Source organism: Fodinibius salicampi (genome assembly GCF_039545095.1).
GTDB classification, from domain to species: domain Bacteria; phylum Bacteroidota; class Rhodothermia; order Balneolales; family Balneolaceae; genus Fodinibius; species Fodinibius salicampi.
The window spans coordinates 884,372-910,395 of record NZ_BAABRS010000001.1; the positions used below are offsets into that span (position 1 = coordinate 884,372).

The following is a 26,024-nucleotide window of genomic DNA, read 5'->3' on the forward strand; positions in this document are numbered from 1 at the left end:
AAGATTAGATTAATTCAGCCCCTGCTATGGATCCCCTTACACACGGACTTATTGGGAGTACCGCGGCACAATCACCGGCCTCCAAAGAGAAAGTTCGCTACGCTGCTATTGTCGGTTTCTCAGCAGCACTTCTTGCAGATGCTGATATTTTCATCACTAATCCAAGCGATCCCCTACTGAATGTCGAAATACACCGGCAATTTTCGCATTCCCTTATTTTTATTCCCATCGGGGCGCTTATCGCAAGTCTTCTTCTATGGTTTTTCTTCAAAGAGAAGTTATCCCCTAAAGAAATTTACGGGTTTAGTCTGTTAGGATATGCAACGGCTGGGCTTATGGATTCCTTTACCAGTTACGGTACCAAACTCCTGTGGCCGTTTACTGATGAACGCTATAGCTGGAATATCATTTCTGTTTTCGACCCGCTATTTACAGTCGGTATACTTATTTTCGTTTTATTGTGTCTTTACCATAGAAAAAAACTTTTCTTATGGCTAGGGTGGCTGTGGATCTTCTGCTACCTACTCTTAGGTTTTTTCCAACATGAGCGGACAGAAAAGAAAGCTTATAGCTTTGCCAAGGAACAAAATCAATCTATCGAGGGACTTGTCGTTAAACCCACAATCGGCAACCAGTTACTTTGGAGTATTCGATACGTAGCAAATGATACTCTTTACGCCCATGGTCTCTATCTTAACCCATTTTTAGGGTCTAAATTTTATGAGGGGACATCCACTCCTTTACTAGACTGGCGTAAAGAATATGAGACATACAAGGGAACGACCCTGTATAATGATATTCGACGCTTCGAAAAACTATCTGAAGGATATCTTATCCGCCATCCTGAACAAAAAGATGTTATAGGAGACGGCAGATATGCCATGTTACCCACCTCACTCTCCCCTCTCTGGGGCATAAAAGCAGATACATCCCAACCACATCGACACGTGCAATTTTTAAACTTTAGGAATGCTTCAGAAGAAATAAGATCGGAGTTCCTGAAAATGCTTTTTGAAAAATAGCATCCCGGGAAAATCTTGGGGAATCCTATCCCTAAGCCTTATCTTTACTTTTATTGATCATTTCAACTTTAAAGACTCTATGCTCACTTTAGGTACTTACAAAATTTTAAGCGTTTCCGAAGAAACTGAACACGGCTATATCCTCAAAGAAGATAAAGGGGATGAAGTTCTTTTACCCGGTAATCTGGCGTTCAGAGACCTTCAGAAAGGAGAAAATGTACGTGTATTTCTCTATAAAGATGGTGAGGAACGATTAACAGCCACTATGCAGGAACCCGATGTGAGTCTTAATAATATGGCAATGCTGAAGGCAAAAGATTTAACACGATACGGTGCCTATTTTGACTGGGGACTTGATAAAGACTTATTGGTACCCCATAGCGAGCAAATTGGTGAACTTCGGGAAGGACAGGATTACCTAGTTTATTTGTATCTGGATAAAGAGACCAATCGATTGGTTGGCAGCATGAAAATAGATCGCTTTCTGGATAACAGTACCATTAGTGTAGATGAGGAAGAGGAAGTAGAATTAAGGATCCTCAATAAAACGGACCTAGGCTATAATGTAGCTATCAATGGCAAGCATCGAGGACTCATATATCATGATGAGTTTTTTACCGATATTACTTACGGGGAAAAGAAGACGGGATATATCAAAAATATTCGTCCCGATAAAAAAATTGATGTAACTCTTCGTCCTATTGGATACAAAAAAGTGGAAGGGGCGGCTGATCGCATCCTCAATAAGCTTAAAGATTCTGAAGGCTTTTTAAATCTTCACGATAAAAGCGATCCTGATAAAATCCGGGAACGGCTTTCTATGAGTAAAAAGACTTTTAAGAAAGCAATCGGCCGGCTATACAAAGAAGATATTATTCGGATAGAAGAAAATGGTATTTACCTTCGAGATTAACTTATAATTATTTTAGGAAAAAACAATAAGTTATTACCCTATTCAACGATAGATGTTTCCTTAATAAAACGTCTGGCTGCCCACTGGCTTCCCCAGTAGCCCATCATGATTGACAGTAAAATCATAGCACCGCACAAATAATACCATCTACCAAAAGGCCATGAAAGGATACCAAATTGCGGAAGGTATTCGGGAAGTAAAACATGGAAAGTAGTATACATTACTCCCACAGCCAATACACCAGCTATAAGCCCTTGAATAACCCCTTCTACGACAAATGGGCGGCGGATAAAAGCATTTGTGGCTCCAACCAGTTTCATTGCTTTGATGAGGTCTCGCTTGGCATATATGGTAAGACGAATCGTATTAAATACTAAAATAAGTGCCGTTAATAAAATAAGGAGTCCCAAACCCCCTCCTGCCATTGCAACCGTACTAAACTGACGCTGCATCATCTGCAACAACTGCTGATTAAATCTTACTTCCTCGACTTCATCAAGTGTCCTTATTTCAGAAACCAGGCTATCAATCGTAGAAACATCTGCATTAGAGCTCATTTCCAGTCTAAAAGATGCCGGCAAGAAATTGAGCTCAGCCATTGCATTACTTCCGGTGCCGAACTCTTCCTTAAAAATGGCAGCTGCACTATCCTGAGATATATAATTAACCTGCTGAATAAGCTCTTCTTCATTAAAATCTTGTTCAAGCTGTTGGGTACGATCATCACTTATATTGCTTAAAAAGACCTCGACATCAATAGATTGTTTAAGAGTTTGCGCAACCTGGTAAGCATTGTATGATACACGTGCTAAAATGCCAAGTAACAGTACAGCAATAAAAAGTGAAAAAATAGCGGTGAAGGAAGCCAGACGAGCGCGTCTTAGTCCTGCAACTCCTTCTTTTAATACGTAACCTAAGCTCATAAATATTCTTTTTAGTTTCTAAACAAGGCTCTTACTCCAAATATAAAACGTCGCTGAGACATCGGATATTGAGCCGTTTCAAAGTAGCCTAGTTGATTAACATCATCAAGCACATTTTCAAATCGCATGACGAACATAATTGAACGTACACGGGCAGAAATGTCAACATCCAGGCGGTTGTATGCCGGAAGCTCTTGGTCCACGCTCATGGGTTGCCAGTAATCCAGCTGCGGTTGATAGTGATCTGCCTGGTATTGAAAGGGCGCCATCATTCCGGACAGCCCTGCTTTCACATAGGTTGCGCGATCAAAAAGGTAACCTTTCCAGTATACTCCTCCCTTAATCCAAAGCCGGGGATCATTTTGCATAGGAATACTCCCAATGGGATTCAAAAAGCTGTCTGTAAATTGATGGAGTGTTGCAGAGCTATTGATCTCAAAAGATTTTGAATCCAAGTTTAGAAAGGCAGTAGCCGATTGGGAACCGTAGTTCTCCATATTAGCAAAGGTGCTATCGGCCCCAACCATCACTCCGTTGCCTATCTCTTTGTGTTGAACTCTTGCTCCAATTCGACTTTCCTTCGAAAAGTTATAGGAAAGCTCAACGCTCCCCTCCTGTATCTCCTCGTTTTCTAAATCATTAGTACCCTGAAATATATCTGATTGCCAATAGAGTTGTTGTGGCGTAGGCATGAGCGTGCCCGAAGAAATAGAAGGTGATAAATGAAGCTTTCCAAACACAATTTCAGCACCCGCCTGCAGCCTGTAATTTTGGAAACCATCAGTGCGAAGGGTAATCTCTGCATCTCCCACCAGATTTAAAAATGAACCGGCCCGTAATACTGCTTTCCCATCTGCCGTTAATTTTCCCCATGAATTAATTGATAAAGGGCTAAGGCCAGACTTTTTTGGGAAATAATGCTCATATTGAGTTCCTCCTTCTAATTCTAAAAATGATCCTATATCCAACCACTTCCTCACATTTAGTCCCCCCGTTCGTATGTTATAGGAGGTTGAATCGGCGGAATACTCCAGTGTACGCTGTATTTTCCGATGAAATATACCGGCATGGAGGTTATCCGTAGCTTTTGTAGAATCGGCACTGCGCTGATAGAAGTTTAAGGCGAATAAATTGTTTATTCCCCTGGAATTCCCCGAGGACTCGCTTGGATCTGCCCGGTAGTGATCAAAATGAAAGGTACGAAGATCACCGGTAAGATAGCCAAACGGCCGTCCGACCTGAAGGTTATTGTTGATATAATTGAGTTTGATATATCGTCGGTCTCCTAAATGATGACTCCCTTTCACATAAATTTGTCGCCCTGTGACTTGGGAATTCCTATATTCACCTCCTGCCCGGCGATCCCAATAGCTTAACGTAATATTTGTTTTTTGTGACAGGTTATGGCTTACCTCGAACTCCAGATCGCGGTTGGAAAATTTGCTTTCACTATAGATAAGTCTCGAAAGCGGCTTATTTAAGTAATATTGATTTAAATAAAAGGACGTACGATGATAGGTTCCCTTATCTTCACTATAGACTTTATCAATTTTGTGCTGGGGAATCAGTGCCCAATTCAGATTTCCTGAAATAGGATCGTTGAGCGGAACTCCCTCCCAATATAGCTTTTGGTAACGGGGCTCATGGGCAAAACGCTGTACGGCATTCGAGCGTAAACTTGTCCCCATCCTATAGGTTATCACCCCCGGCTTCCTATTTAACTTATGTGTCCAGTCAGGCCAAATTTGCCACCGAAGGGTACTATCAGAGGCGGTAACATCAGCCCCAAGCGGAGCATGAAATTGCCAGGGTACAACTTGTTCTAATGGCTCATCCTCATTGGTTGTAGATTGCGATAAAGTGACAGTATCCAGCGCAATACTATCAACTTGTATAGTAGTATCAATAGTGATAGAATCTACTCCCACCGTTTCTACCTGCGCGACGCTTTGAAGCGGTAGAACCAGAAATAAAACAATATTTAATATATAAAATAGCTTCAAACCGTCTGCTTTTGAAGTCCGTAGGGCATTTCTGAAATATTTAGAAGTATTCGACGTACCATCTCCAGAGCAACAAATACAGAGCGCTCTTTATTAACCCATCGATCTTTTGTGAATTCTCCTTTAATTGCAAAATGCTGATCTCGGTTCCAAAATCCAATCCAAACTGTCCCTACGGGTTTTTCCCTGGTACCTCCCTCCGGACCCGCAATACCGGTTGTTGATACCCCGATATCGGCACCCATTTTCTGAGCAATTCCTTTGGCCATCTGAAGGGCAACCACTTTACTTACAGCCCCATATTTTTGCAAATCCTCTGCTTCTACATCCAGTTCTTTAACTTTCACCTCATTAGCATATGCTATAATCCCTCCTTTCATGTATCGGCTGCTGCCCGGAATATCAGTCACCTTACTTCCTAACAGTCCTCCGGTACAACTTTCAGCAGTAGCCATAGTCAGATTCTTTTCAGTCATTAGCTCTCCCAGAACTTTGGCAAGATGAAGATCTTTGCCCTCACCTACAATATATTCTCCCGCACTCTTTTTAAGATGTTCAATTACAGGTCTCATTTTGTTTTCAACATCTTCTTCTGAAGATCCGCGTGCCCGAACTCGAATACGAGTACCCTGCGTAGAAGGCAAATAAGCCACGCTTATATTTTCATTAAAATAGGACGATAAATCTCCTACAACCTCATCGCTGAGCGTACTTTCACCTATCCCAGAAGTTAGGAGATAACGGGCTTTCCGGACAACGTTTCCGTTTAGTAACTTCCGGAGTTTGGGTAAAACTTTTTTCTGCATTAGATGTTTCATCTCATAGGGAACGCCCGGCAAAACAACCAGAATAGAGTTATTCTTTTCCAGCCATAAGCCTGGTGCAGTACCCTGTTCATTAAATAACACTTCACTATCTGCAGGTACCTTGGCTTGCAAATGATTCGACTTTGAAAAAGGAATATTCCTTTTCTTAAACGTTTTTTTAATAAAAGAGAGTGTAGGTTCGTGCACAATAAGCTCCGTATCAAAAAGATCAGTAACCGCCGTTTTGGTTACATCATCATGTGTTGGACCTAATCCACCTGTTGATATTACCAAATCAACAGAATCCAGAGCGTCACTAATTGTTTCCTTAAGAACGGACAGATCATCCTTCAGCGTTACTATGCGCTCCACTTCTACCCCATATTCTGATAACAACTGTGCCATCCAGCTGGCATTTGTATTAATCGTATCACCAATAAGGAGCTCATCACCAATACTTATAATCCAACACTGCATACTGTTATTCTAATTCGTATTTTTATAAAAATTTGAAGACCAAAATATCAATCTTTGACACCTTTTCGAAGCACTTAATGATATCAGCTTTGAAAAATAAATGGCTCTCAACCAATAACTCGCATTTAGTTAACGTGCAAAGGCTTCCTAACATTTTAAGCACCATAAGATTAGTGCTTGCACCCATTTTTCTAATTCTATATGTACAGGATGAGGTCGTGTGGAGAGCATTAAGTGTCGGAATTTTTGCGGTAGCAGTCGTCACTGATTTTTTTGATGGCTATCTTGCCCGTTTGTATAGTGCTCAAACGGCCTATGGCGTTTTTTTAGATCCGTTAGCTGACAAGTTTTTAACCTTTGCAGGTTTTATCTGTTTGCCCTTTATTGATGCCACACAGTTTCCATGGTGGGCTGTAGGGGTTATTGTGCTTCGGGATGTTGTTATTACCGGTATGCGTATTATAGCTGAACGACGTAACGTGAGTATAAAAACGCGTTTAACGGCAAAAATAAAGACCATGAGCCAGATGTTTTTTCTTTATCTTGTGCTTTTGGTAGGAGTCTTTGTAAATACCGATGTATGGCTAAGCAGCTACTGCATTCAATTATTAGAATCCGGAATTCTTGGCTGGCTAATGATAGCTATCGTAGTTCTTACCCTATATTCCGGAATCGAATACATATACGTAAATATTAATATTTTTATAAATAAACATGATGCAAAAACTTAAACCTATTTTAGGTAGCTTTTTCTATGCTGGCTTTTTACCCAATGCCCCGGGAACATGGGGAAGCTTCTTTGCCCTCTTCCCTATTTATTTTATTGGCGTTTATGCTCCCTGGTATGGCATTGCGTTATTTACCATTTTTTGCTCTTTCCTTACGGTTTGGGTGTCTGCAGAATGCGAACGCGTTTGGGGCGGTGATCCCTCTCCTCTAGTAATGGATGAATTTGCCGGTCAGGGAATGGCCTTTATTGGCATCAGTTTTTTTAGCGGTCTTGGGCCTAATATATTATTACTTTTCGCTGGATTTGTGTTTTTTCGTTTTTTTGATATTAAAAAGCCTTTGGGTGTAAATGCTTTACAACAACTTCCAGGTGGATGGGGCATTCTGGTCGATGATCTTCTAGCCGGATTTTATGCCTTCTTATGCCTTAAAATTGTTTTATATTTCATTTAAAATTAAATTTGTAACATTATCTGTTATACTGATCCAATTTTTGTCATTTAACCATTTAATATATGCTTATTGATTCATCCTTTGCGAAAGAAATAGCGCTTGACCTCCTCAAGATAAATGCTGTTATACTGCAACCCAACGATCCCTTTACTTGGTCTTCTGGCTGGAATTCCCCTATCTATTGTGATAATCGACTGACCATGCGTTATCCGAAGATCAGAAAAAAGATCGCCCAAAAATTTGTAGCTTTTATAAGAGAGGAGTATGGTGATATTGATGTCATCACCGGCACGGCTACCGCTGGCATACCTCACGCTGCGTGGATTGCGGAAAATATGGACAAGCCAATGTCGTATGTAAGAGCAAAGGCCAAAGCATATGGATTGGGAAATCAAATAGAAGGGGGTATTCAAAAAGGAGAATCCACAGTAATAATCGAAGATCTTATTTCAACAGGTGGATCAGCTATTTCTGTAGTGGAAGCACTCCAATTTATTGATGCCGATGTACAAGCCGTACTCAGTATCTTTACATACGGCTTCGACAAAGCCATCCAGCGGTTTGAAGATGCAGGTGTCGCTCTTTACACCCTGACAGATTATACAACACTTATTGATGTAGCTAACGAGCATGGTTATGTGAATGAGAATGATTTGGAGGCCCTTGCCGAATGGCGTAAGAGCCCCGAAACCTGGCCAAACTAAATCAAGCACTTCCGGATGAATGGATAATCAGATTTGTTAATAATCTTAATCAGGTCCATATTTTCTATGATCACCTGAATTACGTCCCTTTTTTCTTCATGAAGTTAAGTTGGTAATGGTTTCCCACACTTCTTCACTAACAGGTATTCCATTCTCTATATGATCTTTACGGGTGGCCAGGGTTTTTTCACCGGGATAATAGGTGCGATCCCCTTCATTTATTGGAGGTACGTCGTGAACACTATCTATAATCTCGTTTAGTAGTTTGTCTTTCAGATTCCCATCCGAAAATTTCTGTGGATCTATACAGATAAATATCTGGGAAATTCCCACCTCATATCCATCTTCCCCAATTTTACATGTAGACTTTCCATCCGAAAGTAAGGCAGCCAACATATCAAGAACTATCGACAAGGCAGAGCCTTTCCAGTAGCCGATAGGTAATCCTCGTTCTTTGGAAAGAATTTTCTCCGGATCTTTTGAAAGATTGCCCTCATCATCCCATCCCCCATAGAATGGCAACTTTTCATTATTAAGTTTATATGTATTAATTTTCCCAAAAGAAAATTGCGACATAGACATGTCCAGCACAACATGTCCCTCTTTTCTGGGAATTGCTATAACAAAAGGATTATTACCAATGCGACTCTCCTTCCCACCCCATGGCGGCATATTAGGCTTAGTATTGGTAAAACAAAGGCCTATTTTTCCCTTATCAGCTGCTTGCCATCCATAGGTGCCACCTCGCATCCAGTGGTTGGTATTGCGCAATGCGACGCATCCAATAGTATGTTTTTCGGCAAGTTCTACGGCTCGCTCCATGCATCGATGGGCATTGGAGACACCAGCCCCTAGTTGACCATCCCAGCGTTCAAGTGTTCCAAAGCTGGCAATTTTTTCAGGGTCAACTGCTATATCGATTAACCCTTTTTCAACATATTCAATAAAAAGGGGAAAACGATTAAGTCCATGGGAGTAAACCCCATCACGGCTGGATTCCGTATGCACTTTGGCGATAAGCTGAGCCTTTGAATCAGGAAAATCGTACTCTTTTAAAATCTGGACTAAAACGTCTTTTATTTCTTTAAGTGGGAACCTCAACATAAAAGCTTCAATTTTGACCGTTATTAATAAATTTCGAATATGCGCTATTCTGTAAATGCTAAATCATCGACCTTGTTAAGGTTTCCAAACTTAGTGAAACTAAAGGTAACATCCAGTCAATAATTAACTTTCGCATTGAGCAAATTCAAGTAGTAAAGAATATGACCACGGTTATCTTTAGAATCCCTGCCAACAAATAGCTTATTGACTTTCATAAAGAGGCAATCTCTTCTTATATTTAGCCTTTCATAACCAGCAAGCAAAAACTTTATTCCCTTGGATCAACGCAACTTTTATATCGAAACATATGGCTGCCAAATGAACGTCTCTGATACAGAGATTGTCAATTCTATTTTGATGGAAGAAGGTATGCAGCCGGTTAATGAGCCAGAAGACGCAGAAGTGGTATTCATTAATACCTGCTCTATTCGTGAAAATGCTGAAGAGCGCGTTTGGAACCGGCTCAAGGAATTTAAGGCGATGAAAAGAGAAAGAGATGGAGACATGACCGTCGGCGTGCTGGGCTGTATGGCCGAGCGTATCCGCGAGCAAATCATGGAAAAGGAAGAGCTCGTAGATCTTGTTGTAGGTCCCGATGCCTATCGCGATCTCCCAAAATTGCTTTCTGATGTTGATGACGGACGTAAAGCAGTGAACGTTTTACTGTCTCTGGAAGAAACCTATGCAGATATTAAACCGGTGCGTACTAACGATAATGGGGTTAGTGCTTTTGTAACCATCATGCGCGGATGTGATAACATGTGTGCCTTTTGCGTAGTCCCTTTCACGCGCGGACGTGAGCGGAGCCGTCCTGCCGAAAGTATTCTCGATGAATTAAAACAGCTCAGTGACCAAGGATACAAAGAAGTTACTCTGCTGGGACAAAATGTAAATTCCTATGACGACGGGGAAAACACTTTTGCTGAACTGATGTTCAAAGCAAGCCAGGTTGACCCGGAGATGCGGATTCGATTCTCTTCCCCTCATCCCAAGGATTTTCCCGAAGAATTGTTGGAAAGTATTAGTGAACAACCAAATCTTTGTAGTTATATCCATATTCCTGCACAATCCGGAAGTAATGCGGTTCTTGAACGGATGCGCCGCCCTTACACACGTGAGCAGTACTTGGAGTTGGTAGAGAAAATGCGCGATATTATTCCGGGAGTGACGCTTTCTACTGATATTATTACCGGATTCTGTGATGAAACCGAAGAAGAACACCAGGATACCCTTTCCCTGATGGCCGAAGTGAAGTATGATTTGGCCTATATGTTTGCTTATTCCGAGCGCGGTCGTACCCTTGCGGAACGAAAATATGAAGATAATGTCCCGGAGGATGTTAAAAAACGACGCCTCTCTGAGATTATAGAGCAACAAATGAGTATACAGGAAGAACTCAACAAAAAGGAAATCGGTCGCCGGCACTTGGTCTTAGTGGAAGGAACCAGCAAGCGTTCTGATGAACAGCTTCGTGGACGTACTGATACCAATAAAATGGTCGTATTTGATCGTAAAGATTTTGAAAAAGGAGATTATGTGGAAGTGACTATCACTGATTGCACTTCGGCTACTCTCATGGGCGACCCTATTAAGAAAAGCAGTATTGCGGAATTTGAGGCCGAGCCTGTCGCAGTATAAGAGTTCTGCCCCCCTACTATGTCCACTATAGGTTACTGGATATAGTGGCATTTTTTTTGCAATCCCTCCATATAATAAGTTAAGCGAGATGCGAAAGCACCCCGCTTAACCTTTATAGATAAAAACACTTATAGGTTTTTATTAAATAGATTTTAACGTTTACAAAAAGCAATCTCATCATGAAGATTACTGGGTATTTCATCCCCGTCTGTCAGCAATGCCTGAACACTCATGTTTACTATATAGGCACAAGGTTCTAAATCTGAGATCGAAAAATCAGGCGTTGCGTTCCCATGAAGATCGCCTGGTGTCGATGCTGAAGGCAGCGTAAAGCTATATGGTCCACCGGGTCCGGTCATATTAATATTTACAGAACCCAAGTTAGGATGAGCTGCAGTAAATACGACATCCAGATCTGTAGTAATCCCCAAACATCCACTGCCCTGTAGTTGGGCAATATCAACCATAGCCACAGCTAATTGATTATTTCTGATATTTGAATACCAATCGGGATGACTATTAATACCATCATATAGCCTATTATTTACAGCAATATGTTCGCACATTCCTGCAATTTCCTCAGTTCCAGAACTACCCTTTTCTCGTACAATCATCCGAATAGCAAAATGTTTATTTTCTACTAACGGATGAACGTCTGTTACTGAATTACCAGTAACCAATCCTGTTAGGTCGGCATCAGGAAAAGAAGCAATGCTGCGGCTATTCAGTGATATTAAATCATGATTAGGTGTAAAAAAGCCAGTACTGCTTAAAGGATTATCACTTTCCTGCGGCACCTGTATCCAATCGATACCGCTATCAGTGATTATATTTACCGGTATTTCGTCAGGTTGATTAGGCTTTATTACATAATCCACATTTTCAATTGGATTAGGGCTTGTTGCTGGAAAATCAGGATTAGCTCTTTGTAAAGTTCCGATTTTTAATTTCCCTAACTGGCTTTCCAGAACGGGTTCCCATCCACTACCGGTGAGATTACCGGAAGCATCTGTTTCATGTACTTCGAATCGATATTCCAGATCACTTCCATTTAATTTCTTGGATAGCGTTCCATTTAACCGAAGATTTCGGAAAAATGCCCTTTCTGAACCTATAGTAAGGCCAGTTCCTGAATCTATATCATCTTCATAGTCATAACTTCCTATATGGCTAAAGAATGGAAGAACATCGTTTGGTCCGGGTTCGGGCGGTACATCCGACAGACACAAAGTCGTACAGAAACAGGCCCCTACGTTTTCCCGGTCCGAATCTCTTCCTCTGGAAGGATCCTCATTTAATAGCGGAGCTCCCAAAGTAGTTTCCACTCTAAAATAAAGATCGGGTCCTCCGATTAGTTCAACATCTATAAAAGTACCCGGAATAAAATCGTTTTCAGAATAGTAAATACGGAAATGACCTGAAGAATCAGTGATAGCTGTACCGAGTTCATCGTCTTGTAGCCAATCTCTATCAAAAGCCATTACCCGAACTTTGGGGATTGGTTCCTCATTTTCACAATCTACTACTTGCCCACAAATAACATAGGCTCCCAGTAAATCCCGGATTTTACACCAAAAACGTTGAGAAATACAGTGCTCCCAGGCAGCAATAGCTCCTTCTTCAGCTTTCTTCCATTGAGGTTGAAGGGTGGTAATTGTAAATTGTATAGGTTCTACATTTTCAGCCCGTTCCTCTTGGCCGGGTGCCTTTTCAATATATATATCAATTTCGAAGGCTTCTCCTTCATATTCCTGATCATCACCCAATTCAAATTGAAAACTACCATCTTCCCTGGTTTGGGTCTCATCAATTAGCCATTCTTCCTTATCTGCAATTTCTTTCTCGGATAGAATGGCAAATGTATTCTTAGGATTAGCAGTAGCTAATACGGTCTCCCGCTGATCTTTTCGAAGCCTATACAGCTTAACTTGGACATTCGAAAGATCTTCTTCACAATTCGCACACAGACGTCCACAAAGGGTTCCTTTAAAAATATAACTCATGATATGATCTCTCTTCTATTTTAATTAGTATTTATGGGGTAAATTATCTTTTTAAAAAGGTAAAATATCCCTTTCACGAGAATCCATTTACTACCCGACATTAGTAAGATCGTTTTAAGCACCAATCCTTACATTTTTTTTGAGTTTTTTTAAAAAAAGTGTTTAAGGATAAGAATTATTCTTTTGGTTCTCTCTTTCTGATAAACTATTCGTTCCTATTTATTCAAACATAAAAAAAGGGTCCGCAACTGATGTTGCGGACCCTTGCCCTAAAGAAGCAGTAACATCATATAGAAGTACTGCTTCTGACTTGAAGTCTACTGCTGATTTAGCTCAACAGTTCCTAAGTCATTGGATTGCCCTATTGTAACGCTCACGTCTTCCACTGTTTCAGATTGATAGTCATCATTTCTGGGGTCAATAGACACGTCGTAACTTCCTTCTTCAAGTCCAATAATCTTGAAATCGCCGCTTGTCGTATCCGCAATAGTTGAAGCAAGTGTATCAGGTTCTGTTGCATCTACATCGTCTATAGCATAAACTACGGGTTGTGCTTCGGCAGGATCTACGACTCCTTCAATGTTACCAGTAATAGCTTTCTCTTTTGCCTTAATAACGGGCTTCAAGAGGTATTTAACGGCATCACCAGGAGGGCCTGCAGCGACAACAGAACGGCTGGCATCAAAGTCCAGCAGAAGTACATATTCAATATCAGGTTCAATTTCGGCATCAATATTGAGTTTAATACCAGTCTGAGGCCCACTTGGAACCTTCATGTCATGTACCTCACCACCTACTTCTACACTATGTCCGCCTTCGCTTAGTATAAGTCGAATTTGATTATACGTTCCGGGCTCCAGTTCTTTGGTACCAATTACTTCTGTAGCCCCGTTTGTTAGCTCCAGTAAATTATAACTCTGTTGGGGTTCATTCAGTACGATCCAGCCTTCTTCCTCATTTTCAGCATTATTCACTTCTACGCGTTCAATGAATACGTTTACTGCATCGGCCGAATCAATGGGAGCATCAGTCATCTCTACGGTCATCGTACCCATGCTTCCGTCTGATCCTGTTCCACTGTTATCACATGCTGTAAAAAATACTGCTACTGCAAAAAATAGTACTAATGGTAGGGATAGTATCTTATTCTGTAACATATAATTGTTATTAATTTAAAATTGTTTAAATGGGGTTTTATCTCATTCTGTACATAAGACGACCGAAAATCCGAATGGTTACAAGTTTTTTTGAAAAAAACTTGTACTAAAGCGGGATTGATATAACACCCTTAATTGTTGCCATTATTCCCTCCGGGATTGCCATTTCCCCGGTTATTATTACCGCGATCTGGTCGGTTTTCCAACCCCTTCGGTATATTCCCTGGAGGGCCACCCCCAATATTGCCATTAAAAAGATTCTGTAATACCTGTTTTGCGGGGGTACCATTATCCATTTGCTGGGCAACACCTTCTATAATAGAGGCAGCAGGCAGCTGACTACGTTGTTGTCCCATCTTCATAGCCGAGGGAAGTTGCTGTAATTTATCGGCATCGAATCCTCCTTTTAAAGCTCTGACAATAAAGGATGCAGAAACTTTCGGTTGATTAGCAGTAGTAGGTAAATCCGGGAGGATACTTACTGCAGTAATTAAGTCTCCGGGTGTACTTCTGGAAATAATTTCTTCTGAACCAATTTCATGAAAGATACTTTGCACATTATCCGAGGGAACATTTTGCACAAATGACTTGGAAGTCGCTTTGATCATTTCATTGCGAAAGCCGTTTTCCGACATTGATTGTCCACTCTGTTTCAGAAGGCCCTGTACTTCATTTCTGCCCATCCACGGATCTACTACCTCTGCTGCCTGCCGCATGCCCTGTCCAATCCTATTCACAGCAGGAATAAGTCGTTCGCCTGGCACGCCCTTGGATAGACCTTCAAGAGCCTTCTCAATAGCCAGTTGACCGGGTAAATTTTGTTCAGACAAACTCAGGGCCGATTTAAGGATTTGGCCGAGTTGTTCGTTACTGATTCCTTGACTTTGGGCTCGGTTTTGAAGCTCAGACAAAGTAACTTGCTCCATACCAGCAGCTTCAGCCCGCTCAACAAGTACAGACAGATCTGTATTCTGGGCATGTACCTTTTCCAAAGGCCACAACCATAAACACATACTGCAGACAAATAATGATAGAAATAGAAGTTTAGAGTTTTTCATAATTCTGATTGTTAATTTATTCGACTAATAACATTGCATTTTTACTGCCGAAACCATCATCTACAGTATAGACTTCATTTGAAAATTCAAGCCATTCTTCTGAATCTCCATGAATTTTTAGGACTTTGTACTCATAAGAACCGACTTCAAGCCTTAGTTGGGCTGTGTAAATATTTTCAGATTGTTCTGTTAAAGGAATTCCATCTTTATCCCAGTTATTAAAGCTTCCCACTAGATAAAGCCGTCCCTGACCGGAATATCGTATTTGAACTCTCTGTTGCTTGTTATTTTTGTTCCACTCAGGCTTAATTTTGGTGCTCCCCCTGTTAAATTTAGGTTCAATACTAAAACGTACGCCCCCGGATACTTTATAATCATTGGAAGTATTTTCAGTATTCTCACTTATAAAGTATAGCGTTCCAACTCCTGCAAAAACTGAAAGCCGTCTACTGAGGGGAACAGTACCATCCACCCCGACCCGAACAATTCGATCTGTATTGGTTACTATTCTGGTAGAAGAACCGCCCCCAATGGGAGGAAAAGTATCTCCTCCATTACCATCGGTGACTGTCTGATCGAACTGGAATTGTTGCATGCTTCCAGTAACCGATATAGAAGTTCCGTTTCGAAAATGATATCCCGCTGAAGCCTGTGTGGTAAATCCTTCCCGAGGGTCCGCCAGTGTATTCAATGCACCATATATTCCTGCCCTCAGTCTCCACTGGTAACTGGGCCATGTTTCAAATTCCAAGCTATATAGATCCAGGCGATCCCTAGTCTGTTCTACCTCGTTAAAATTTTTGTAACTACGAAAATTAGGACCAATCTTGGCCCGAAATAAGGAAAAGGGAGTAACAAACCATGTAAGTTTTGGCTGTATCCAAATAAGAGTACGACTATATTGATTTTGCATATAGCTGCCTCCGCTCTCGATCCCTATATTAAACTTCTCTGAAAGACGATAGCTATATTCAAATAGACCAATCCCTCCCGTCCAACTGGATGCCTGTTCATTGAAAAAGGGCTCATAAACTAATCCCCCCGTTACAGAAATTGAATGTCCCTGTCCGTACCAAAACGATTGTCCAAGAAGAGAGGTAAAGTTATAGGCCGATTCTATGGAGGGATTCCATTCCCCCAAAAAAGGGTTTAAATAGCTGTTGGTAGAATACCCAACCCTGGAATCAAGAGATACAATAGTCCGCCCTTGTTGACTATATCCAGCTGATGTAATCAAAAGCAGGCACATGATTGTCAGGCTTAACCTCATAAATAGATCACTGCATTTTTGTTTCCAAAACCATCATCGCGATGAACTGTAGCCAGTGGATCAGTAACCCACTGCTCATTGTTCTTCACAAACATATAATTATGTTCCCCTCTTGGCATGGATACGAGACCTGTCCAAACTTGCTCACCATTCACTTCCTGTTTTGTCATTTCAACAGGTTCCCAATCGCTAAAATCGCCGGCAACGGCTACTGAATTAGCTTCTTCATCAATGTAGACGAATCGAAGCATTACTTCATCACCTTCAGAAGCAACCTGTTGTACCGAATCATTCAGATTGGTTATTTCCTCCGAGGCCAAGGTTTCACTGCTTCTTTCCATATTCTGAACCATATAGAGCGGGTAACTCAGAGATAATAATATCAACATAGCTACCGCAAATGCATACACCGGCCGCCACTGTATTTCCCGTGGTACCCATAAGTCGCGATACCAAGCTTTTAATCGTTCTAATAAACCGGGGGAACTCGCTTCTCCTTTTTGGACAACCTGCTCCATTACCCGATCCGAAAACCCCTCGGGAACCGTGTGTTCACGAACCTTGAAGGAGTTCCCCAGGAAAGCGTCATGCAGTTGTTGCTCAAAACGCAGCATAGACCGGAGTTCTTCATCCTCCGCAATCTCATGGAGAACTTTTTTTTCCTTTTCAGCAGATAATTCTCCGTCCAGATATTGCTGGAACAACTTTTCTTTGTTCGTCATGGTTTAACTGTTTTGTTCTATAAATGCCTTTAATTCCTTCTTAGCCCGGTAAACCCTTACTTTTAAAGCACTTTGTGAAACATCTAGACGATTCGACATCGCTTTATAGGTCATACCAGACTCATATTTCATCAAAAAAGCTTCAGCATAATCTTCATTAATCTCTTTAAGGGCTTGCTTTAACAAGGAAACCCATTGACTCTTTTCCATTTCCATATCTGGCGCCCCAAATGAATCCATTTGTTCTTCAAGATCACGATCTTCCATTTGACTAAACGACTTATTATGGCGCCGAATATTTTTCGCATAATCCCGGCAATGATTTTGGGCAATACTATACAACCACGAAGAAAATTTTGAGTCTCCGTTAAAGCTGGACAAACGCTCATAGGTTTTTACAAAAATTTCCTGAGCAAGCTCTTCTGCATCGTCTTCATGGTCTACAAATCGATTCACTATATCAAAGACCAGCGGAGCAAAGCGATCTACCAACTCCCGATACCGATCCTTTTGTCCATTTAGGACCGCTTCCACTATCTGAAATTCTTCCTGATTATCTATCATCTGTAAAATCTAACTGCAGAAAATATATTTATCGCCCCTTTTTATCATTAGCTAAAGTACAGATAGTTTCCACTACATTCATAGGACGATTGAAATTACCAATGGTTACAAATTTTTTTTAAAATTAAAGCCCTAAATAAGCATTAAGCTAACTTCTATGGTTCTTTAAGACATAACGTATTCTACCTTACGTACTTTTTGAAAGGACTTCATTTTACCTTACTTATATGTAGTTAGAATAAAAATAAGATTAATCTCAAATTTATTAAGCAGAACCTTGGAAAAGTCATTTGAAGATATACTTGGATCGCTAAGTAATATTCGGGAAAAGGCACAAGAACTTCGCGAGATTCTTTTGGCTAATCTTGTAATGGCCGGTGAAATTCCGGCCCCTACCTTTGAAGAGGAAGAACGTATTGAATTCTTGATGAATCGATTCAAAGAGGCCGAAATTACCAAGAACTCCGTTGATGAGGTGGGAAATGGTATTGGTATTATCGAAGGGAATATTAGTGAAGACAATATTTTAATAGTCGCCCATGCTGATACCGTATTCAATGCTAAAGTAGATCATACTATTCAAATTCAACCAGAATCGGTAAGTGGTGCAGGTGTAGCTGATAATAGTTTGGGAATAGCTGTTCTGGCTACATTACCCATTATTCTGGAGAAAATGGACATACAGCTTAACCATAATCTTATTTTAATGGGCGCCAGTCGTAGTCTTGGACGCGGTAATTTGGAGGGACTTCGCTTTTTTCTCTCTAACTTTAATCAGCCAATAAAAGCAGGAATTGGTCTTGAAGGAGTAGAACTGGGACGTCTGAGTCATACTTCCATAGGCATGAAGCGAGGAGAAATAGTCTGCCGGGTTCCAGAAGAATATGATTGGTCCCGCTTTGGAGATGCCAGTGCTATTCTAACGTTAAACGAAGTCATTAATCACATTAATGAACTGCGTCTGCCGCAGCGCCCCCGAACAAGTGTGGTTATGGGATCCATAGAAGGCGGAAGTTCGTTCAATACTACGGCCTTAAATGCAAAACTTCAGTTTGAAATCCGTTCTGAATCATCAGATATGGTTCAGGATCTACATCAATCGATGGAGGAAATCGTTTCCGAAGTCTCTTCCCGTAGTGGTGATACCATCAATCTGGATATATTTGCCCAGCGCGAGCCCGGCGGTATCTCATTTTCACACCCCTTGGTTCGCCGTACCCGCCGAATTATGGACCAACTTAAAATAAAACCGCGTCCAGGTCCAAGCACATCCGAACTCTCCGCTTTTATAGACAAAGATATTCCCGCTATCACATTAGGTCTAACCCACGGAGATAATATTCACGAAACAAATGAAAGTATAGAAATAGAGCCAATATACACGGGGATTGCACAAATAATTGGCACACTTTTAGCAATTGACGGAGGTTACTGTGAAGAAGATTAAAAAGTGGATTGACAAAAACACCTATCATCATTCTGAATTCTGGGATCTAAAAAAACTTGTTGAAAAAAAACAAAAGAATGATCTGACTATCTCGCTTTGTCTGCCAACTCTTAATGAAGAAAAGACCATCGGTAAAGAGGTGGTTATTTTTAAATCAGAATTAGTAGACCGTTATCCCCTGCTGGATGAGATAGCGGTGATAGACTCCGGATCAGATGATAATACCCGGGAAATAGCAACTAATTTCGGAGCTGATGTTTACCTGGCCGATGATATCTTACCCGGGCTTGAAAAGAAAAAAGGCAAGGGAGAAAATCTCTGGAAGGCAATCTATCAACTTAAAGGCGATATTATCGTATATGTAGATGCCGATATCAGTAATATTCATCCCCGCTTTGTCTATGGACTCGTGGCTCCTCTTATTCACCGGGAAGAGGTAAAGTATGTAAAAGCCTTTTACGACCGTCCCTTGGCTGTATCGGGCTCTGTACGACCTTCGGGAGGGGGACGCGTAACCGAAATTTTAATCCGCCCCCTATTCTCGCTCTATTTTCCTGAACTTACAGGCATTATTCAACCCCTGTCAGGAGAATATGCCGTTCGTCGAGAGGTACTTGAAAAAATAAACTTCCCTATTGGTTATGGAGTAGAAACCTCGCACCTAATTGATGTATATACCAAGTATGGGCTGGATGCTTTTGCACAAACAGATCTGGACCAACGAATTCATGAAAACAAGCCCACGCGTGCGTTGGGAAAAATGGCCTTTGGAATCCTCCAAACCTTCATTAAACGTGCTAAGGCGCTTGGTATAATAAAAGATATTGCAGACTTTGAAACTATTCTTCGGCAAACTCAGGCTAAAGACAATGTTTATGAACAGGCTGAGCTAAGCATTATGGAAGAAGAACGCCCTCCCATGATCGAGATTGAAGAATACTGCACAAAGTTTAACCGAACTTTTGAGGACAATGAATAAGCAAAAGTTACTGGAACGTATTCAGGATCTCACCCATCCTCTTTCTCCAATATCCATTGATCACCCCACCAAGCTGGATACTCTTACCGATATTCAATGCGTAGCCTTTGATTTTTATGGTACGATGTTTATTTCTTCTGTCGGTGATATTGGGGTGGACAAAGATCAGCAAGAGCATAGTGAGGCATTTTTTTCTGAATCACTTCGCGATACCGGCTTTGAAATTTTAAAAGATGAGGTTGGAGGCAGAGGAAATAAATTATTTGAAGAAACAATTGATAAGTCGGTCACTGCAGCTCAAAAAAAGGGGATTGATCATCCCGAACCTGATTTAAGAGCGGTCTGGTGGGATGTTTTAACCAAACTTACGGATGAGCAATTAATTGAAGGAGAACTCACAAAAGAAAGAGTTATTCAATTTGGGATTGAGTTCGAATTTAGAATCAATAACATCTGGCCTGTACCCAATCTGAAAACAGTACTAACCACTCTTCTCAATCAAGATATACGACTGGGAATCATTTCCAATTCTCAATACTATACTCCCCTTGCATTTGAAGCGTTTTATGAGCAATCTCCCGAGGAATTTGGTTTTGACCCCAACCTTATTACATGGTCGTACCAAGCACGGCTTAAAAAACCGTCGGTAGACTTTTACAAACAATTTGCAAAGACCCTAACGCAAGAGAACCTGATATCTGAGGAGGTCCTTTATGTGGGTAATGATATCCGCAAAGATATTGCACCGGCGAAAAGTCTTGGAATGAAAACGGCACTCTACGTAGGGGATAAACGATCTATTCGGCATAAACCCGGTGATATTGAGAAAGAAGCATATAAACCAGACCTCATTATTGATGATCTAACACAGCTAACCAATTGTATTTCAGCTGGTTAACCATAATGTTTCAAATGGATCTATGGTTAATTCGGGGTCAATTTCTCTCTTATTATCCGACAACAGATCAGTTAATTCTATCTGATTAACCGCAAAGTCCGATAATTCATCGCTTTCTACAGAAGCCTGATTGTTCGTGAGGTTACTTATTACCAACACCTTTTCAGTTTCAGACTCACGTATAAAGGCAAAAAGATCACTTTTTAAGGAAAGTACCTTTTGCTTTGCCGCCGGACTAAAAGCCGGATGTTCCTTTCGAATACCAAGCACTCGCTTAAAGTAATTCAACACAATATGAGCAGTATTTTCAGTATCATCCAGTCGGTCTTTTAATTCCTGATAGGACCATTTCTTACGATTTATTGATCGTTTTTCTCCATCTTCAAGGACTCCCCCCATATCATTTTTAGTAGCCACTAAATTATGAAAATAAATGCCCGGCACTCCCTGCAAACTCAACATTATCACTTGTGAACACAGATAACGCTTAAGCTGTAAATCTGTATCTGTTATTCCCGGTTCTTCAAAGGCATCAAAATAGGTAATATTCAACTCATAAGGACTTTGCGAACCATCAGCATTCGTTTTATAGGATACAAAACCTCCTCGCTTTTTAGCGCTCTCTACGAGATATTTAAACTCTTCATCTGGCACAAGCCCCTCCAGCGGACGAACTCCGATACCATCATGAGAAGCCGTAAAATTAAAATAGGTGCATCCTTTTGGAGGAGCGGGCAGCTCTTTTGCCCAATCTGTTAAATATTCCGCATTCTCGGTCAGTATGGCATGCAACAGCAGCGGAGGCAGACTAAACTGATAAATCATATGGGCCTCATCCCCCGATCCGAAATAACTTACATTTTCATCAAAAGGAACATTCGTTTCTGTGATAAGCGTACGATCGGGATCTATAGAATCCACCATTGCCCTAAAAAGCTTAACAATGCGGTGGGTTTTGTCAAGGTGAATAGAATTCGTGCCAATTTCTTTCCACAGATAAGCAATGGCATCCAGTCGGATATACTGAATACCTTCCGAGAGGTAAAAGAGAAAGATATCAATATATTCGAGAAGCACTTCAGGATTTGAAAAATCCAAATCTATCTGGTCATCACTGAAGGTAGTCCATACATGCCGCAGTCCATTGCTGGTTTGTACTGCTGTCAATAAAGGAGAACTACGGGGACGCGTAACATCTGAGAGGTTAATATCCGGATCCACCTCAATGAAATATTCCTTACCGGGCTGTTTTCCCATCTGATAGTTTTCGAACCACTCACTGTAACGGGAAGTATGATTAATAACCAAATCGGCCATTAACTGGTATTTTTCTGACAAACGTTCAATATCCGACCATTGGCCCAGATCTTCTCGTACTTTTTTATAATCTATAACTGAAAACCCCTGATCCGAGGAGCTTGGGAAAAAGGGCAAAATATGAAGCGAAGTAATGACATTTCCCACATACTCCTCCAGAAAATTCTCCAGATGTTTTAATTTACGATTCTCATGACCATCAGTGTCAATGACATCTCCATAACTTATCAAAATAGTTTCCTTTTGATGCCATGGAGACCGTTCGGTTTCTTCTTCAGCCATACTAAACCCATAATGTTGGATACGATCCTGTATCTTTTCAATGAGTTCTGAAGCCGTTTCTTTGTCGTAAACTTCGGAGAGGTGTTTTAAAGCCTTTTCCTTAAAAATCATTCACTAATATTAAACTTGTTTCTGGAATCCAGTTATTCAAGCCCTAAAAATAATTATTGAATAATAAATTTAAAGTAGAAATGTAAAAAAGTTCCTTTCTGATTCTTTCCCGAATTCAAAACAATTCTTTTTTATAAAAAAGACAGAAGGTTAGTTTAGGTATCTAAAACAGTAATCCTTACCTTTAATTGTCATCAAATATCCTTACTAATTAGTAATTTTAAATTCCTTTATGGATCGCGAAGCATTTCAGGAAAGGTTTGGACTCATCGGCGAGTCTGCTGCTCTTAAACAGGTTATTGATAAAGTAATTCAAGTAGCTGATACAGATATAACTGTACTTTTACAGGGAGAAAGTGGCGTAGGCAAAGATATAACGGCTAAGGCAATACATGAAATAAGTCATCGCAAGCATGAAAACTTGGTTATTGTAAACTGCGGGGCTATTCCGGAAGGAATTATAGAAAGCGAACTTTTTGGTCATGAAAAAGGGTCATTTACCGGTGCCCATGAAGCCCGGGAAGGGTACTTTGAAAAAGCAGATGGTGGTACCATTTTTCTCGATGAGATTGGCGATACCCCTGCGAATGTACAGGTTAAACTACTTCGGGTACTGGAAACAGGAGAATATTTTCGGGTTGGCTCCAGTAAACTACGGAAAACCGATGTTCGAGTTGTTGCAGCTACTAATAAAGACCTCTGGCAGCTTGTACAAGATGAAAATTTTCGAGAAGACCTATACTATCGTCTTGATACCGTTAAAGTTAAGCTTCCTCCACTTCGGGAACGTCCGGAAGATATTATCCCCATATTCCGAAAATTCGTAACTGAATTTTCAGCTAAATATGATTCCGTTTTTAAGGGTTTTTCTGACGAAGCAAAAGAGCTGCTAATTTCTTATAGGTGGCCGGGAAACGTACGGGAGCTCCGCAATGTGGCCGAACAACTGGTGGTGCTCGAAAAATCGCAGTTCATAGATACTGAAAAATTACAGAAATATCTTAAAGGACGACAGCATACCGGATCTGCGGATAACCTCCCTGTTTTGGCCAACAGGGAACAAAATCAGTCGGACAACAGTAGTAGCGGCCGGGGCTTTGATGACGGTGACCAGCAACTTATTTACCGAGCTTTGGTAGAGCTAAGAAACGACATCAGTGAGCTCAAAAAAATGATTGGTACTTTTCTTTACTCTACTTTTTCGCAGAAAAATATTAAGGCTCTGCCACAGAATATCCAGGATGAAGTGCAGATGGGAAATATGCCAGATCTGGATATCGATACCGAAAGTTCGACTGATGAAGATATTGGCGTACAACCCTATACCGAAGCCGATATTACGGAGGAAGATGAGGAAGAGGGGGCCACTTTATCCCGCTTCCTAAATGATGATGAAATCCCCTCCATTGAAAAGACTGAACAATTTTTAATAGAGCATGCTCTGAAAAAATTTGATGGCAACAGACGTAAGGCATCTGAAGCGCTTGGAATAAGTGAGCGAACTCTCTATCGTAAACTTGACCAGTATGATCTTTAAAAGAATTATTCCCGGACTTATATTACTAGTGATGGCTTTGGCCTTAAGTAGCTGTTTTAGATATAGTTTTACCGGTACTTCTATCCCGGAAAACGTCAATTCAGTCTATATTCCGTTCTTTGCTAACCAATCATCGGGAGGTATAGGTAATCTGAGTGATCTTCTCAATGATGCTCTTATTGATCGGTTTATTACCCAAACACGACTACAGCTTGCAAACTCTCAGGCCGATGCCGACGCTATATTAGAGGGTTCAATTACCCGGTATACCAATCAGACCTTTAGTATAACCGGAGAGGATGAAACCAGTCTCAATGAGGTTACTATTTCTATAAATGCCACTTTTCAGTATACGGGTGAAAATGAACCGGAATGGAATAAATCATTTAGTGGGTCTGCCACCTACGATACGAATGAAAATCCGATTGAGGGAGAAACTACTGCGGCGCAAGAGGCCCTGAACCAAGCCGCGGATAATATGTTTAATGATGCTGTAAGCGGCTGGTAATTCTTTTTTTATTTTTGTTGACTGCTATAACTTTCAATTTGTATAATAAAGTGATCGCGTTGTCGGGAACTTTCTTAATTAAAGTAGATGCTCCAATTACCTTTTGATATACCAAAATCACTGGCTTCTTATGCTGAACATTTTGAAGAAAATCCCCAAAAGGCTACTCAACGACTGGAAAAACAGTTAAAAAAACGAGGTCCCGATGCGGTCGGACGTCTTTTACTTTCCTGGTTTTATCATTTGCAGGAAAAGCATGATGCCGCCCTTGATGAAGCACTCAAAGCACGTATTTTTGCTCCCGGAAGCCCTTTCCTTCAAAAACTTCATTACTATCTGTCGCATCCCAAGTTATTTGAAGCTTGGACTCCTCAACAGGATGCGGGAAGAAACGTCTCCACTCCTGTCTCCGATCACCGTGATCCCCTCTTAGATCTCGATTCATTAATTCAAAAGCTTTCCAGTGTAGAATCTAAGAAGATACGTCCCCAGTCACCTACTTTTGAAGAATCAAAGGAAAGTGCAAAAGTCGAGAAAGAGGTCGATGATATCGTATCCGAAACTCTGGCCAAAATTCACGAACAGCAAGGAAAAATTGATGCTGCTATTCGCTCATATCAGCAATTAAAAAAGATAAAAAAGGAAAAAAACGACTATTACGACGAGCAAATTGAACGCCTCAACAAAATAAAAGATCAATCATCAGAAGAATAACAGCAAAGCGTAAATGAACCGACAGGATCTTATCCTCTAACAAACGGATTGGACTGTTTTTCATGACCAATAGTCGTATTAGGACCATGACCGGGATAAACTGTGGTATCATCCGGAAGGGTATATAGCTTTTCCTGTATTGATTTTTTCAGCAGTTCCATACTTCCCTTATAGAGATCTGTCCGCCCTATCCCCTCTTTGAATAACGCATCTCCGGCGATGACAATATTTTCATCCGGAAGGTATAACGAAAGATGATCAGGAGAATGTCCTGGAGTGTAGCGCACGTCAAAATTAAAATTAGCAATGCTCCACGCTGATGAAACCGGTAGTACCTCTGGGATAAAATCAAATCCCCGAGCTTTCAAACCGAACATCTGGGCCTGTGACTCAAAATTATTCCAGAGGTAGTAATCTTTATCACTTAAATAAACCGGGATATCATAATGATCAAGCACTCGATGTAATCCCAGTGCATGATCCACATGTGCATGGGTCAGCAGTACATAGTTAAGATCCACCTCTTTCCTGTCTACTATTGACTGTACCTTATTAAATTCTTGCTGATCAGCAAAGCCCGGATCTACAAGCAATCCTTCGTCACCCTCAATAAGCAGATAACTATTTTCGGCAAAAGGTCCGACGTTAAAACGATGTATTTCCATAAAATACTTATTTATACAAA

Annotated in this window: 24 protein-coding genes; 12 read left to right on the forward strand and 12 right to left on the reverse strand. The window is 40.8% G+C overall.

Translation table 11 applies throughout. From position 1 onward, the window contains the following. Positions 1-26: 26 nt before the first annotated feature. Positions 27-1,022, forward strand: a complete 996-nt coding sequence (locus ABEB05_RS03625) for a metal-dependent hydrolase (protein ID WP_265787604.1) — start codon at positions 27-29, stop codon at positions 1,020-1,022. A gap of 79 nt (positions 1,023-1,101) precedes the next feature. Further along, positions 1,102-1,935 carry a CvfB family protein gene (locus ABEB05_RS03630; RefSeq protein ID WP_265787605.1) on the forward strand — a complete coding sequence of 278 codons (834 nt, stop codon included), beginning with the start codon at positions 1,102-1,104 and terminating at the stop codon, positions 1,933-1,935. A gap of 38 nt (positions 1,936-1,973) precedes the next feature. Here ABEB05_RS03630 and ABEB05_RS03635 read toward each other — a convergent pair whose 3' ends face one another. Genes ABEB05_RS03635 through ABEB05_RS03645 form a run of 3 tightly spaced genes read right to left on the reverse strand, consistent with a single transcriptional unit; the run spans position 1,974 to position 6,144 of the window. Then, complete coding sequence (locus ABEB05_RS03635; protein ID WP_265787606.1) at positions 1,974-2,858, reverse strand: cell division protein FtsX; 885 nt, start codon at positions 2,856-2,858, stop codon at positions 1,974-1,976. A gap of 11 nt (positions 2,859-2,869) precedes the next feature. Beyond that, on the reverse strand, positions 2,870-4,861 hold the full coding sequence (locus ABEB05_RS03640; protein WP_265787608.1) for a putative porin: 1,992 nt from the start codon (positions 4,859-4,861) through the stop codon (positions 2,870-2,872). After that, positions 4,858-6,144: a competence/damage-inducible protein A gene (locus ABEB05_RS03645; RefSeq protein ID WP_265787610.1), complete on the reverse strand. Its 1,287-nt coding sequence runs from the start codon at positions 6,142-6,144 to the stop codon at positions 4,858-4,860. Before ABEB05_RS03645 ends, ABEB05_RS03640 begins: the two co-directional genes overlap by 4 nt. An 89-nt stretch (positions 6,145-6,233) precedes the next feature. Between ABEB05_RS03645 and ABEB05_RS03650 the strand changes: the two genes are divergently transcribed. The 3 genes from ABEB05_RS03650 (at position 6,234) to pyrE (ending at position 8,030) form a co-directional block, all read left to right on the forward strand. Next, entirely contained in the window at positions 6,234-6,875 is a 642-nt protein-coding gene (locus ABEB05_RS03650; protein ID WP_265787611.1) for a CDP-alcohol phosphatidyltransferase family protein, read from the forward strand. After that, entirely contained in the window at positions 6,859-7,326 is a 468-nt protein-coding gene (locus ABEB05_RS03655) for a phosphatidylglycerophosphatase A family protein (protein ID WP_265787613.1), read from the forward strand. The genes ABEB05_RS03650 and ABEB05_RS03655 overlap by 17 nt, the downstream gene beginning before the upstream one ends. Positions 7,327-7,388: 62 nt before the next feature. Further along, on the forward strand, positions 7,389-8,030 hold the full coding sequence (gene pyrE / locus ABEB05_RS03660) for an orotate phosphoribosyltransferase (protein WP_265787615.1): 642 nt from the start codon (positions 7,389-7,391) through the stop codon (positions 8,028-8,030). Positions 8,031-8,126: 96 nt separating this feature from the next. Here pyrE and yiaK read toward each other — a convergent pair whose 3' ends face one another. Beyond that, positions 8,127-9,134, reverse strand: coding sequence for a 3-dehydro-L-gulonate 2-dehydrogenase (gene yiaK / locus ABEB05_RS03665; RefSeq protein ID WP_265787617.1), 1,008 nt, complete (start codon positions 9,132-9,134; stop codon positions 8,127-8,129). A 276-nt stretch (positions 9,135-9,410) separates the two neighbouring features. On the opposite strand from yiaK, the gene miaB reads away from it, so the two are divergent. Continuing rightward, the gene (gene miaB / locus ABEB05_RS03670; RefSeq protein WP_265787619.1) at positions 9,411-10,772 is read left to right on the forward strand and encodes a tRNA (N6-isopentenyl adenosine(37)-C2)-methylthiotransferase MiaB; all 1,362 of its coding nucleotides are present in this window, start codon (positions 9,411-9,413) and stop codon (positions 10,770-10,772) included. Between the two features lie 152 nt (positions 10,773-10,924). Here the strand turns inward: miaB and ABEB05_RS03675 are convergent, their stop codons facing one another. The 6 genes from ABEB05_RS03675 to ABEB05_RS03700 all read right to left on the reverse strand — a co-directional run bounded on the left by ABEB05_RS03675 (position 10,925) and on the right by ABEB05_RS03700 (position 17,546). Further along, on the reverse strand, positions 10,925-12,775 hold the full coding sequence (locus ABEB05_RS03675; RefSeq protein WP_265787621.1) for a transthyretin-like family protein: 1,851 nt from the start codon (positions 12,773-12,775) through the stop codon (positions 10,925-10,927). 317 nt (positions 12,776-13,092) lie between these two features. After that, positions 13,093-13,932 carry a DUF4382 domain-containing protein gene (locus ABEB05_RS03680; RefSeq protein WP_265787623.1) on the reverse strand — a complete coding sequence of 280 codons (840 nt, stop codon included), beginning with the start codon at positions 13,930-13,932 and terminating at the stop codon, positions 13,093-13,095. A gap of 131 nt (positions 13,933-14,063) precedes the next feature. Beyond that, positions 14,064-14,990, reverse strand: coding sequence for a hypothetical protein (locus tag ABEB05_RS03685; protein WP_265787625.1), 927 nt, complete (start codon positions 14,988-14,990; stop codon positions 14,064-14,066). A gap of 16 nt (positions 14,991-15,006) precedes the next feature. Beyond that, positions 15,007-16,227 (reverse strand): glycogen-binding domain-containing protein, encoded by a 1,221-nt coding sequence (locus ABEB05_RS03690; RefSeq protein WP_265787627.1) that lies wholly within the window; start codon positions 16,225-16,227, stop codon positions 15,007-15,009. A 29-nt stretch (positions 16,228-16,256) separates the two neighbouring features. Beyond that, positions 16,257-16,982, reverse strand: a complete 726-nt coding sequence (locus ABEB05_RS03695) for an early set domain-containing protein (RefSeq protein WP_265787629.1) — start codon at positions 16,980-16,982, stop codon at positions 16,257-16,259. 3 nt (positions 16,983-16,985) lie between these two features. Then, on the reverse strand, positions 16,986-17,546 hold the full coding sequence (locus ABEB05_RS03700) for an RNA polymerase sigma factor (RefSeq protein WP_265787631.1): 561 nt from the start codon (positions 17,544-17,546) through the stop codon (positions 16,986-16,988). Between the two features lie 277 nt (positions 17,547-17,823). Between ABEB05_RS03700 and ABEB05_RS03705 the strand changes: the two genes are divergently transcribed. From ABEB05_RS03705 to ABEB05_RS03715, 3 genes are read left to right on the forward strand one after another with little or no spacing between them, the layout of a single operon-like run. Further along, complete coding sequence (locus ABEB05_RS03705; protein WP_265787633.1) at positions 17,824-18,993, forward strand: M20/M25/M40 family metallo-hydrolase; 1,170 nt, start codon at positions 17,824-17,826, stop codon at positions 18,991-18,993. Then, positions 18,980-19,972 (forward strand): glucosyl-3-phosphoglycerate synthase, encoded by a 993-nt coding sequence (locus ABEB05_RS03710; protein ID WP_265787635.1) that lies wholly within the window; start codon positions 18,980-18,982, stop codon positions 19,970-19,972. The genes ABEB05_RS03705 and ABEB05_RS03710 overlap by 14 nt, the downstream gene beginning before the upstream one ends. Beyond that, on the forward strand, positions 19,965-20,870 hold the full coding sequence (locus ABEB05_RS03715; RefSeq protein WP_265787637.1) for an HAD family hydrolase: 906 nt from the start codon (positions 19,965-19,967) through the stop codon (positions 20,868-20,870). The genes ABEB05_RS03710 and ABEB05_RS03715 overlap by 8 nt, the downstream gene beginning before the upstream one ends. On the opposite strand, the gene ABEB05_RS03720 is transcribed toward ABEB05_RS03715, so the two are convergent. After that, positions 20,859-22,580 (reverse strand): alpha-amylase family glycosyl hydrolase, encoded by a 1,722-nt coding sequence (locus ABEB05_RS03720; RefSeq protein ID WP_265787639.1) that lies wholly within the window; start codon positions 22,578-22,580, stop codon positions 20,859-20,861. The genes ABEB05_RS03715 and ABEB05_RS03720 overlap by 12 nt on opposite strands. Before the next feature lie 232 nt (positions 22,581-22,812). Between ABEB05_RS03720 and ABEB05_RS03725 the strand changes: the two genes are divergently transcribed. The 3 genes from ABEB05_RS03725 to ABEB05_RS03735 all read left to right on the forward strand — a co-directional run bounded on the left by ABEB05_RS03725 (position 22,813) and on the right by ABEB05_RS03735 (position 25,339). Then, positions 22,813-24,117 carry a sigma-54 interaction domain-containing protein gene (locus ABEB05_RS03725; RefSeq protein WP_265787641.1) on the forward strand — a complete coding sequence of 435 codons (1,305 nt, stop codon included), beginning with the start codon at positions 22,813-22,815 and terminating at the stop codon, positions 24,115-24,117. Next, the gene (lptE, locus tag ABEB05_RS03730) at positions 24,107-24,625 is read left to right on the forward strand and encodes an LptE family protein (RefSeq protein WP_265787643.1); all 519 of its coding nucleotides are present in this window, start codon (positions 24,107-24,109) and stop codon (positions 24,623-24,625) included. The genes ABEB05_RS03725 and lptE overlap by 11 nt, the downstream gene beginning before the upstream one ends. An 87-nt stretch (positions 24,626-24,712) precedes the next feature. Further along, a complete protein-coding gene (locus ABEB05_RS03735) occupies positions 24,713-25,339 on the forward strand; it encodes a hypothetical protein (protein WP_265787644.1) in 627 nt (208 codons plus the stop codon). 29 nt (positions 25,340-25,368) lie between these two features. On the opposite strand, the gene ABEB05_RS03740 is transcribed toward ABEB05_RS03735, so the two are convergent. Beyond that, positions 25,369-26,004 (reverse strand): MBL fold metallo-hydrolase, encoded by a 636-nt coding sequence (locus ABEB05_RS03740; protein WP_265787645.1) that lies wholly within the window; start codon positions 26,002-26,004, stop codon positions 25,369-25,371. Between the last annotated feature and the right edge of the window lie 20 nt (positions 26,005-26,024).